A 624-nucleotide genomic window follows, 5' to 3' on the forward strand; every position below is an offset into this window, starting at 1 on the left:
GACTTAACCAAATGTTTTACTCTAAGCAACGATTCTTTTCAGTCCATCACGTTATCCAGTTTTGAGAGGTCAACGACCACTCACTATGTCCGGTGACGATCGCGGAGAGGTCACACCCGTTCCCATGCCGAACACGGAAGTTAAGCTCTCCAGCGCCGATGATAGTTGGGGGTTTCCCCCTGTGAAAGTAGGACGCCGCTGGGCAATTAGGAAAAGACATTCTCTTTGGAGAGTGTCTTTTTTGTGGTTTTAAAGGGTTATCGGTCTATAATCTTGAGGGTAGGTGCTACGCTAGTAGCACCTACAAACGTCGCGGGAAGAAACAAGAGGCATGAGCGAGAATAAGATACTTTGAAAGGTGCTTCTACTATTTAGTGACATTCAAAGCAACGAAGAAGTGAAGATAGTAGATATGCTTGGCGTTTTCCGTCAGTGGGTGCAAATGTTTCAGGCTGAGAGTAGTTAACCAAGTAATTTAGAGACATTCAATACCGGTTTTTCATTGGAAGGTTACTATAGCTATAATATTTATACTAAGCAGCCTCATGATAGCAGAACAAAGTGCACCTACTTAAACAGTTCTTAAAAGCAATTGCTTGATAGATAAGAATCTATAACTTCGTA

2 rRNA genes (1 of these 2 running past the window's edge) are annotated in these 624 nt (G+C 42.3%); both read left to right on the forward strand.

What is annotated here, in order from left to right:
- The first annotated feature begins 88 nt into the window (after window positions 1–88).
- Window positions 89–204, forward strand: a 5S ribosomal RNA gene (rrf, locus tag CEF18_RS05170).
- A 192-nt stretch (window positions 205–396) separates the two neighbouring features.
- Window positions 397–624: ribosomal RNA gene (locus CEF18_RS05165) — 23S ribosomal RNA — on the forward strand; it runs 2,283 nt beyond the window's last position.

Source organism: Salipaludibacillus neizhouensis, assembly GCF_002886185.1.
GTDB lineage: Bacteria > Bacillota > Bacilli > Bacillales > Salisediminibacteriaceae > Salipaludibacillus > Salipaludibacillus neizhouensis.